Source organism: Kamptonema sp. UHCC 0994, assembly GCF_029167235.1.
Lineage (GTDB): Bacteria > Cyanobacteriota > Cyanobacteriia > Cyanobacteriales > Microcoleaceae > Kamptonema.
On the sequence record NZ_JARFTR010000165.1, the window covers coordinates 1 to 10,743 of the forward strand.

General features: G+C 45.8%; 11 protein-coding genes. 7 read left to right on the top strand and 4 right to left on the bottom strand.

Going from position 1 to position 10,743, the window contains the following annotated elements; all coding sequences use genetic code 11:
* The first annotated feature begins 57 nt into the window (after window positions 1-57).
* The 4 genes from PY364_RS15560 to PY364_RS15575 all read left to right on the top strand — a co-directional run bounded on the left by PY364_RS15560 (window position 58) and on the right by PY364_RS15575 (window position 4,691).
* Entirely contained in the window at window positions 58-618 is a 561-nt protein-coding gene (locus tag PY364_RS15560; RefSeq protein WP_275523873.1) for a sugar O-acetyltransferase, read from the top strand.
* An 83-nt stretch (window positions 619-701) separates the two neighbouring features.
* Window positions 702-1,166: a hypothetical protein gene (locus tag PY364_RS15565; RefSeq protein ID WP_275523875.1), complete on the top strand. Its 465-nt coding sequence runs from the start codon at window positions 702-704 to the stop codon at window positions 1,164-1,166.
* 623 nt (window positions 1,167-1,789) lie between these two features.
* Window positions 1,790-2,953: a KamA family radical SAM protein gene (locus PY364_RS15570; RefSeq protein WP_275523877.1), complete on the top strand. Its 1,164-nt coding sequence runs from the start codon at window positions 1,790-1,792 to the stop codon at window positions 2,951-2,953.
* Window positions 2,954-3,614: 661 nt separating this feature from the next.
* Entirely contained in the window at window positions 3,615-4,691 is a 1,077-nt protein-coding gene (locus PY364_RS15575; protein ID WP_275523878.1) for a D-alanine--D-alanine ligase, read from the top strand.
* Window positions 4,692-4,750: 59 nt separating this feature from the next.
* Here the strand turns inward: PY364_RS15575 and gntT are convergent, their stop codons facing one another.
* Window positions 4,751-6,208, bottom strand: a complete 1,458-nt coding sequence (gene gntT, locus PY364_RS15580) for a guanitoxin biosynthesis MATE family efflux transporter GntT (protein WP_275523879.1) — start codon at window positions 6,206-6,208, stop codon at window positions 4,751-4,753.
* Window positions 6,209-6,391: 183 nt separating this feature from the next.
* Here gntT and PY364_RS15585 point away from each other — a divergent pair, with 183 nt between their 5' ends.
* Window positions 6,392-6,859, top strand: coding sequence for a hypothetical protein (locus tag PY364_RS15585; RefSeq protein ID WP_275523880.1), 468 nt, complete (start codon window positions 6,392-6,394; stop codon window positions 6,857-6,859).
* Between the two features lie 121 nt (window positions 6,860-6,980).
* On the top strand, window positions 6,981-7,538 hold the full coding sequence (locus PY364_RS15590; protein WP_275523881.1) for a glutathione S-transferase family protein: 558 nt from the start codon (window positions 6,981-6,983) through the stop codon (window positions 7,536-7,538).
* Window positions 7,539-7,622: 84 nt separating this feature from the next.
* Here the strand turns inward: PY364_RS15590 and PY364_RS15595 are convergent, their stop codons facing one another.
* The 3 genes from PY364_RS15595 to PY364_RS15605 form a co-directional block, all read right to left on the bottom strand.
* Entirely contained in the window at window positions 7,623-7,760 is a 138-nt protein-coding gene (locus tag PY364_RS15595) for a photosystem II reaction center protein K (protein WP_007353093.1), read from the bottom strand.
* A 46-nt stretch (window positions 7,761-7,806) separates the two neighbouring features.
* Window positions 7,807-8,943 carry a tRNA guanosine(34) transglycosylase Tgt gene (gene tgt, locus PY364_RS15600; protein ID WP_275523882.1) on the bottom strand — a complete coding sequence of 379 codons (1,137 nt, stop codon included), beginning with the start codon at window positions 8,941-8,943 and terminating at the stop codon, window positions 7,807-7,809.
* A 134-nt stretch (window positions 8,944-9,077) separates the two neighbouring features.
* On the bottom strand, window positions 9,078-9,527 hold the full coding sequence (locus PY364_RS15605) for a hypothetical protein (protein WP_275523883.1): 450 nt from the start codon (window positions 9,525-9,527) through the stop codon (window positions 9,078-9,080).
* 263 nt (window positions 9,528-9,790) lie between these two features.
* Here PY364_RS15605 and cobS point away from each other — a divergent pair, with 263 nt between their 5' ends.
* Window positions 9,791-10,588, top strand: coding sequence for an adenosylcobinamide-GDP ribazoletransferase (gene cobS, locus PY364_RS15610; protein WP_275523884.1), 798 nt, complete (start codon window positions 9,791-9,793; stop codon window positions 10,586-10,588).
* The last annotated feature ends 155 nt before the right edge of the window (window positions 10,589-10,743 follow it).

Below are 10,743 nucleotides of genomic sequence, written 5' to 3' on the forward strand. Positions count from 1 at the left end.
CCCAGAGGGCGGCGTTACGTCAGAGGGTGGTAACTCCTGTTATTTTGTATTCAAGTTATGGAAACAACAGAAAAGCAAAAAATGTTAGCAGGCCAATTATATTTGGCCAGTGATGAGGAATTAATGCGCGATCGCAAGCGAGCTCGCCGCCTTGCCAGAATCTACAACTCTACCACCGAAGAAGAACCCGAAAAACGATTAGAAATTATCCAAGAATTATTCGCCTCAGTCGGCCCAAAAGTTGAGATTGAGCCGCCTTTTTTCTGCGATTACGGTAGTAACATTTATGCTGGCAATGGTTTATATATGAACTTTGGCTGCATAATTCTCGACTGCAATATCGTTAATATTGGCGAAAATTTACTCTGCGGCCCCAACGTACAAATTTACACCGCCTATCATCCTACTGACCCAGAAATTCGTCTTTCTGGTAAAGAACTCGCCGCACCGATTTATATTGGTAATAATGTTTGGATTGGCGGCGGTAGTATCATTTGTCCCGGAGTAACTATTGGCGACAATACGACTATCGGTGCTGGCAGCGTTGTTGTCAAAGATATCCCCGCAAATGTTGTCGCCGCCGGCAATCCTTGCCGAATTATCCGCCATTTAGCTTAATGGCTTCAGGAAATGATACTATCAACCGATAGGTCTAACCTTCTTCCTTCTTCCTTCTTCCTTCTTCCTTCTTCCTTCAACTTATGACTACTGCAACTGTTTATGCCAATGCTCCCGATCTCTGTACTGATGACTATGTGGCACTCGGCTTAGCTACCTGCTTCATCAAAGAAGATAATGAAGTTTACCAAGTCAAAGTTGTGGAAGCTATTCCCTCAGCAGCTTTAGAAGCTATTGTCAAGGGTATTCCTACTTCTTATCAAATGGCTTGCGGTACAACTTTGGGAGCAGTTTTAGACGGCGAAACCCTGCAACTACCAGCAGATTTTCCCGCTGATGCTCAGTTTAGTGATGAGTTTAGCTTTAGAGCGATCGCGGCCGCGAGGACTTACAAAATTCGCCCCCAAGCTCAATCTCATATCCCCGTCGGCACAGTCCGACAAGATTTTAACTACTCTTTAGAGCGCAAGCGCGTACTCAATTCTGCTCGGATTGTCAGCATAGAAGACAATGTGAAACAGCATTCACATACTCATAAAGTTTTATAGAAATCTAGAATATAGGGCGATCTCTGCCCACCGAAGAGGGTTGATTGAATGCGAAAAATCCTCTAGCTCGGAACAGAAATTAAATAACTACTTCATTTAGGTAAGTTATTGTGCTTCAACACTTTTAAGAACGCTGAAGCTCAACAACTTACTTTTTTAACTGTCAACTGTTAATTATATAGAACTTACGCAGGTCGTCCAGAAACCGGGTTTCTGAGATCGTATGTGGGTCACGCAGGAGGCAGGAGGAAAATGCAATCGGAGAAAGAGTTTGGGCGATTGAGAATGTCCTAACCGTTGTGGCGGTTGCTATATTTTCGTCAAAAAAACTGCTGGTTGAGCGAAAGTCGAAACCCGGTTTCTTTGGTTGGGTACGTAAGTCCTGAATTAGCAATTAGTAATTACCAATTACCAATTACGATCGCGGATTTTACCGATTACACGGATTACACGGATTAGTTAGAGTCACGATCCTTTAGTCTGTGAAAGCAGAGGAATCTGTAAAATCTGTGTATCCCAATTATCAATTACCAATTAGCAATTACCAACTTCTTCTACAGACAGGTTTGGCATTATGCTAGGATTGACAGAGTTGGGTAGACAAGAAATAAAAATTACAAAATATGAAACAAAACAAAGTCCTTGCTAAACCTATGATAAAGAGGTTTCGGCGTGAGGAAATTTGTCAGATATTTGGGGAAACTTACGACCCCGATCGCTGGAATAATTGGCACTGGCAAATGCGACATCGGTTGAGTAAGCTGGAACACTTTCAAGGTTTGCTAAAGCTCACTTCCGCCGAACAACGAGGACTTTCGATCGCCCCAGAAAAGTTTGCTGTAGCTGTGACACCGCACTTTGCATCGCTGCTTGACCCGGAAGATCCCCTTTGCCCCCTGCGGTTGCAGGTGGTTCCAAAAGAGGAAGAACTTACAATCGATCCCGCAGATATGGTAGACCCATGCGGCGAAGACCACGATAGCCCAGTACCCGGACTCGTACACCGCTACCCCGATCGGGTGTTACTACTTGCCCTAGACACTTGCGCCGCCTACTGTCGTTACTGCACGCGATCGCGTTTGGTCAGCCAAGGTGAGATGTACCCGGTGACGCGGCGGTTGGATGCCATTATCGCCTACCTAGAGGAACACACCGAAGTGCGGGACGTGCTAATTTCCGGTGGCGATCCACTGTTAATGTCTGATGAACCTTTAGACAACTTACTCGGAAGGCTGCGTGCCATTCCTCACATTGAATTTGTGCGTATCGGTTCCCGCATACCGAGTTTCTTGCCGCAGCGAATCACGCCGGAACTTGTTGCCGTGCTTCGCAAGCATCGCGTGTGGCTGTCGTTGCACTTTTGTCATGTGCGGGAACTTACCCCGGAAGTGGCACACGCCTGCGATCTGCTGGCTGATGGTGGCATTCCTTTAGGCAGTCAGACTGTGCTGCTCAAGGGTGTGAATGACTCCGAACAGGCGCTCAAGGAGCTGTTTCACGGTTTGCTGAAGTTGCGCGTGCGACCCTACTATCTATATCAGTGCGACCCAGTTGTTGGTACTGCCCATTTACGGACGAGCGTCCAAACAGGCATCGATTTGATATCTAAACTGCGGGGTCACACGACTGGGTACGCCGTGCCAACCTATGTGATTGATGCTCCTGGTGGTGGTGGCAAAGTGCCAGTTCAAGCCGAAACCCTACTTGCTTACGAGAATGGCAAAGCTGTTGTGCGCAATTGGGAAGGCAAGATGTATACTTATGTAGATCCAGTGGAGCAGGGCTGACACCTTTTATCCCACATTCCGCGCCCTAAACTGTCACAGGGCTTCGGAAGATAAGCGATTAGTACTCATGAACCAGGGACTGCTGGTTCATGAGTACTGTGTGAGTTTTTCTATATTCCTATATTTATTGAAGTGATAGATGAAAACACCTACTAATCCTGTAAACTCCAGACTATCTAGTGCCTGTCAGCAAGCTGAAGCTAGCTGCTGCAAAAAGGGTATGTTGTTCTTGCCTGAAGACGAATATAAAGCAATTGTTTCATGGCTAACTGACAACTCACCAAGTGAACTTGATGAGTTCGAGTCCCGATGTGTTAAGCATGACAGATTCTACCTATACGATCAAAAAGATTGCTGTCAGTTCCTAACCGAAAAGAATCTATGCAGGCTGCATCTAGAAGGCGTAAAACCATCCGAGTGCTTTTGGTGGCCCGTACATATCTACGGCACAGAGCCAGAAAATCTAGAATTTCGTGTTGCAACTACATGCTGTACGGCTTGCGAGTACATTGACGCCAATTCATCTCTGCTTGACGACATTAGAAAGAGAGTTCGCGAACTCGGAACTGATGTATTTTGTCGGTTCAGAAAAGTTTTCTTGGGAAATCCTTCTGAAAAACGATTCTTATCTAAGTTGTAGCTGTCAATTAAGACACCTGATTTGTTGTACATTAAAGCTAATAACGAAAGCTTTCTCACTGAGAGTCATAGGGTTATGGGGTTATTGATTGGTCTGTGTTATGACCTTAAGGCAGACTACCTTAAGGCTGGTTTCAGCGCTGCTGAGGTGATGGAGTTCGACGATGAAGAAACCATCATCGGGCTGGAAGATGCATTATTTCAGTTAGGTCATCAGGTTGAGCGCATCGGTAATGGTAGAGCACTTGCTCGAAGGTTGGCAAAGGGCGATCGCTGGGATTTGGTTTTTAATATTGCCGAAGGGATAAAGGGTCGTTCTCGGGAAGCGCAAGTCCCGGCAGTTTGTGAATTATTCGCTCAACCCTATACCTTTTCCGACCCCCTCACCTGCGCCCTTACCCTAGACAAAGCGCTGGCTAAGAGGGTGGTGCGCGATCGCGGCTTGCCAACAGCACCGTTTGAGGTGGTGAGTACGCTGGAGGAGGCAGCGGCTGTGTCGCTCCCCATGCCACTGTTCCTCAAGCCTGTGGCGGAGGGCAGCTCTAAAGGGGTAACGGGGCGTTCCCTGGTTAAAGAACGCGAGGAGCTTGTCGCTGTATGCCGAGAATTGCTCAAACAGTTCCACCAGCCTGTACTCGTGGAGACTTTTCTCCCAGGAAAGGAAGTGACAGTGGGCATCATCGGCAACGGCAGTACAGCACGGGTAGTAGGAGTAACGGAAATATTTTTTACCGACAAAGCAGAATTTGCTGCCTTTACTACACTTGAAAAGGGAAAGAAAATGGAAGGGAATCGGGAAAGGATATTCTATCGCCAGGTAACAGATGAGGAACCTTTAGCAGCCCAGGCACGGCAGCTAGCGTTAGTAGCTTACTACACCCTCAGCTGTCGTGATGTCGCTCGTCTGGATCTGCGCTGCGACGCGGCTGGCGTTCTCTATTTCCTGGAGATGAACCCACTGCCAGGACTAAACCCTGTGTTCTCACCGCTGCCAATTATGGCGGAGTGGGCTGGACTGTCGTATGTAAAGCTGATTGATGAAATCGTGGAGTCCGCATGGGAAAGGTATAAATGTCCTAACAGCTCTCCAAGGAGATAATCTTGTCGGACAGGCTACAAAATTTGGCAGATACACCTTAGTTGCAAAAAAGTTAACGATTAGTTTATCAATTGCTTCTCATCCGAACCAACCTCCAATTTTTCGCGTCCCATCTGTAGACGGTTTTCTTCTATAGCCACAGTCAAGTCGCGAGATTCTTCTAGATGCAAAGGAGAGACACCACCATCCTCAACATCACGAGCAAATGTCCTGGGCAACTGTACCCCAAGCATCACCATTTTGATGGCGAGGAACAAAGAGATAGCCAACCACAAGATATGGTTACTCTCAAAGTAAATGGCGGCTACATCCGCCGGTAAAAATCCCACGGCAAGAGCAACTAAGCTAACATTTCGGAGGGTATGCCCTTGAGCCAAACCCAAGAAGTACCCATCCAGCATGAAGCTTATTGAACTACATACCAGGACGAGTACCAACCAGGGAACAAAAATATCAATGTTAGAGGTGACTTCGGTGTGATTGGTTAACAACCCAAAAACCGTATCGGGAAATAGCCAACACACTCCGCCGAAAGAAAGTCCCACCAGCAGAGCCGTTCCTAGAGAAACACCAGCCAGAGGTACTAACTGTTCTGAAGATCCTTTACCTTTAAAGTTTCCGACCAGAGTTTCCGTGCCGAATCCCAATCCTTCAACAAAATAGATACTGAAATTGCATATCTGTAAGAGCAAGGCATTTTGAGCGTAGATAATCGTCCCCATCTGTGCCCCCTGATAGTTAAACGTTAAGGAGGTAAAGATAAAAATTAAATTGCTGACAAAGATGTTTCCATTAAGAGTCAAGGTAGCTCTTATCGCTGAGGGATGCCAAATTTTTTTAGCGACGGCTCTTACCTCTTGCCATTGGATTTCTTGGTACAAAAAAATCAATCCCACGAATAGGCACAGATATTGGCTTATAGCATAGGACACTCCAGCCCCCGTACTTTCCCAACCCCACCGGATAATCAACAGGTAGTCGAGTGCAACTTTGGCAGCATTGCCAACGACAGACACCACCACAACTAAGGCATTTTTTTCCTGTCCTAAAAACCAACCAATTAAGACAAAATTGAGCAAAATGGCGGGTGCTCCCCAAATTTGGGTATTGAAATAGGCTAGACCTGAAGCTTTAACTTCTGGTGCGACATCTAGGAAGGCAAACCCTAGTTCTCCTAAAGGGTACTGCAATAGTGCGATCGCGATACCCAGTACCAGAGCAATTAAACCATTACGCAGTCCCACTAACAGCACGCCTTCTCGGTCATTTCGTCCCACCGCTTGAGCCGTTACCCCAGTAGTACCCATGCGTAAAAACAGAAAAATCTCGTAAAGAAAATTAAGCAGGTTTCCAGCTAAGGCAACTCCTGCTAAGTGTTCGATTCCTTCCAGATGACCTAAGAAGATGACGCTGACTAAATTTGCCAGTGGCACCATAATATTTGATAGGACGTTGGCTAGAGCGAGTCGGAAGTAGCGAGGTACGAAGTCATACTGGCTATTGAGCATCAGGTTCATAGATAAATCCGCTTGTTACCAAAATCTCTACCAAAGAGTCTCTACTTTTCATATTAGTTTACATGATTTTTAGGAGGAAGGCTCTCGATGTGTCGTCTCCAGATGCGCTGAATAGTTGAAAATAAAGTTACTAAAAACTTCTTTTAATTATAAATATAAAAACAGAAAACATTGATTACAAAAATGATGATTTTTATTTTTTCTCTTCCTTTTAAAAAATGGCTGTTTGCCGCGCTCGCGCTGATAGTGGGATTATTTCTAATTTCAGAAGGATTTCAGGTATATTCACTCGCTTGTAATCGAACTAAAAAAGCTGCCAATACCTGTGAAATTTCTCACTTTACCCTTTCGGGAACAAGTGTTAAGCAATTCCCATTGAGTCAGCTTAAAGAAGCTAGAGTCCAACAGTCTTCACGTTCTAAAATAACGGTTTGTATTTTAGTAACAGAGAAGGAAGTATTAACATTTGGCTCCCTATCCACTAATTATGCCCAAGGAAAGCAAGAAATGGTATCTGAGATTAATACCTTTTTACAAAATCCCAAGCAGTTAAGTCTATCAGTCAAAGAACCCCCTGGATATTCTATAATTTTAATGGGTATTATCTGTAATGTAGTGGGTTTGCTTTTATTCTTTATAAAGACTCAATAACATGGAATTTTTTAGTTTTGTAGCCACACACAACAGTTCTGCCAATCACAAATTACCAATTTAAGTTAAACTAAAGTTGTTGGCTAAAAATTGAAAAATTGATTTAAAGGAGGGAAATACCATGCTAAAACTTTATGGAGGAGCCCGCAGCCGGGCCTCGATCGTTCAGTGGTACTTAGAGGAAATAGAAATACCTTATGAGTTTGTGTTGCTAGATATGCAAGCAGGAGCTCATTTACAACCAGATTTTTTGGCAATTAACCCTTTTGGGAAAGTTCCTGCGATCGCAGATGGAGATTTTAAACTTTGGGAATCGGGCGCGATTCTGCTATATCTAGCTCACAAATATGGTAAAATGCCTGAATCTTTGGAGAAGCAAGCTGAAGTTGGGCAGTGGGTCTTATTTGGCAATGCAACTTTGGGGCCAGGGATTTTGCTAGAAACGAATAGCGATCGCGAAACCCCTCGTTTATTAACCCCACTCAATCAAATCTTAGAGCAGCAACCGTTCTTAATGGGAGATGAATTCAGCGTCGTAGATGTAGCCGTCGGTTCGATTTTGGCTTACATTCCGATGGTAATGCAATTCGACTTTACCCCTTATCCCGCAGTTTTCGACTACATCAAGCGTATATCAGAGCGACCGGCATTTAAAAAAGCGATCGGCCCAGGCAAATAACTGATAACAGTTAACTGATAACGGTTAACCATTAACCGTTAACCGTTAACCGTTATCAGTTAACGATTTGACCTCAGAATAAAATTATCTGAAACCAACCGCAGCCTGCCAAACAAAGGCTAGTAACAAGAAAAACACGGGAATCACGGGCAAAACGTCAACCAAGGGGTTAAAGATTGAGTAAGCTTCGGGCAGCTTTGCTAACAGCAGTGCAGCTTCCATGAATTAATGAACCTCTCCAACACAATTTTAATAATTGTCGTACATCTTAACATGAGGCGTTCGCAGAGGATCTGGTACTTGGTGCAAGCCAATGAGCAAATTCTTCAGTAAAGCGATCGCTCAGAATCGCTTCCCTAATCCGCACAGTAAAGCGAATTAACTCCGTAACGTTGTGAATCGACAGCAGAGTATGACCTAGAGCTTCGTGAGCCCGGACTAAGTGGCTCAAATAAGCACGGCTGAAAGTTTGGCAAGTATAGCAGGGGCAATTTTGATCGACAGGGCCATAATCCTCTCGAAACTGAGCATTTTTGAGATTCCAGCGCTCCCCTCCTACCAAAACCGCCCCGTGACGCGCCAAGCGAGTAGGAATCACGCAATCAAACAAATCTACACCAGCGGCGATCGCTACTGCCATCTCCCGGTAAGTTCCAATTCCCATCAAATAACGAGGTTTTTCTGGAGGTAAAAGCGGTGCAGTCACCTTTACAATGTCTTCGATCATTTCCCCCGGTTCACCCACACTCACCCCGCCGATCGCATAACCAGGTAAATCCAAATCTACCAACTGATTAGCCGCACGCGATCGCAAATCTGGATAAACCCCACCTTGAACAATACCAAACAAAGCCTGATCCGATCGCTGGTGACTAGCAATACAGCGTTTCAGCCAGCGGTAAGTGCGATCCGTCGCCGCCGCCACATCTTCCCGTGACGCGGGATAAGGCGGGCACTCATCAAAAGCCATAATCACATCCGCACCCAAATCATTTTGAATTTGGATCGAAAGTTCCGGTGTCATGTGAATCATCATCCCATCACGGGGAGAGCGAAACTTCACCCCATCCTCCCCAATCGTGCGAATCTCGCTCAAACTGAATACCTGAAATCCACCAGAATCAGTCAAAATCGGGCCTTTCCAAGCCATAAACTTGTGCAATCCGCCAGCACCAGCCACAATTCCCTCCCCCGGTTGCAGATGCAAATGGTAAGTATTCGCCAACACCATCTGAGCACCCGCCGCCTCCAAATGTGCAGGTGTGAGAGTTTTGACATTAGCCAGCGTCCCCACTGGCATAAATCTAGGTGTTTCTACTGAACCGTGAGGAGTTGTAAAAATACCTGCACGCGCTTGCGTTTGGCTACATTTAGCCTGAGATTGAAAAGAAAAATTATCCGGCATCGGGCATGAGGTAATGGGAGCTTTGAGAGATTTTTTCAGTTTGCCATTAGCAATTAGCCATTAGCAATTAGCCATTAGCAATTAGCCATTAGCAATTAGCCTAATGCCATAATTCCCAAACGCTGCCAGTGAAATTAAAACGGGCAATCATCGTCATCGAGTTGGACATCCCAGTTAGCTGAGAGCACTTGATCCACCACTGCATCCAAAGCAGCCGCGTTTAAGTTCCTTGTAACTTGCTCTTGGAGAGGATTTGATAGGGGAATCAGCCGTAACTGGCGGCCATCTTGCATCAAGTCGAAATAAGACCCCTCTTCCGGCGACTGTTTCAGTTCTAGGTAATCAAAACTATAAACATTCAAATAGAGCGCGTGATTCGCAATCAGAGTGGAACGAGTGGGATCGGCAAAGACCTCCAGCACGTAACCTTCTCCTTCGCTGCGAATTGTACCATCCTGAATGTGGATGTAGCGGACACGGCCCAAATCAACAAGCAATCTTTGTAGATCCCGCTTGTTAACAACGATTCCCGTATCGACGATACAAGGAGCAGCTACCCTGTTATTAAATTGATTGTGACTCATGGAACAAAAGCCTCTGGTGTAGTTGTGTTCGCGTTGCGGAAATTAAGGAACCCGCTAGCATTCTGGGGAGGAAGAAGGGGATAAATTGAGATTAGCCGCTACTGAGATCGAGATTTTCGGGTTCGCGGCCCCGATCGGTTTCTTGGGAAATGGACTAAGCGGGAGTGCTGTCTTACCCAAGGCCCGAAGGAGTATTAACGATCCAATTCTGGCATACCCTAGTGGATTCACAACTCCCTTAAAATACTGAAAATTTATATCCTATGGTAGATAATAAATGGGTTCGCTCTCTAAGTAAGTATTTCAGGACGCAGGGAGCAGGAATAGCGGCTGCCATTGCTTTCTACACTTGTTTGCCTGTACCGATCTCTTGGACTTTGGAATTTCGTGGTATTGCGCGTTTGGCTCCTATAATCGGCTTAATGATAGGCGGTATATTGGGTGTAGCTGATATTGGATTGCAGTTTTTGGGGATGCCTGTACTTACGCGATCGGCCCTGGTGGTTCTCAGTGGAATTACGGTCACGGGCGGTTTACACTTAGATGGAGCGATGGATACGGCTGACGGTTTGGCTGTTGGCGATCCGCAGCGACGGTTGGAGGTGATGGCGGATAGTGCGACGGGTGCTTTTGGGGGGATGGCTGCGATCGCGATCGTGTTGTTGAAAACTACGGCCCTGAGTGAGTTAAATGGCGATCGCTGGTTGGCTTTGATGGCGGCTGCTGGTTGGGGTAGATGGGGGCAATTAGTGGCGATCGCGCGTTATCCCTATCTGAAAGCTACTGGCAAAGGAGCTTTTCATAAAGATACTCTTTACTCGCCTCTGCATTTTTTACCCGGACTATTTTTATTGTTAGGTCTGAGCGGTTTACAAATTATTTTAGACCGCGATCGCTGGCTTTTGGCGGCAGGAATGGCATTAGGTGGAGGTGCGATCGCTATTTTCACAGGAGCCTGGTTTAATCACCGTTTAGGAGGTCATACTGGCGATACCTACGGTGCTGTTGTTGAGTGGACAGAGGCATTCTTATTATGCCTTTTAGCCGCTCTACAGAATTAAAAATTAGTTATAGCTAGGGACTAGGGGCTACGATGCTCAGGGCTAGGGAAAGAGGGGAATAGAATCTATTGTGGAAGCTATGAGCGAGTGTCCTAACAGTCTTAGGGGTTGCTATACCAGTGTTGTAACGCCGCCCTCTGGGCGGTAATGATACC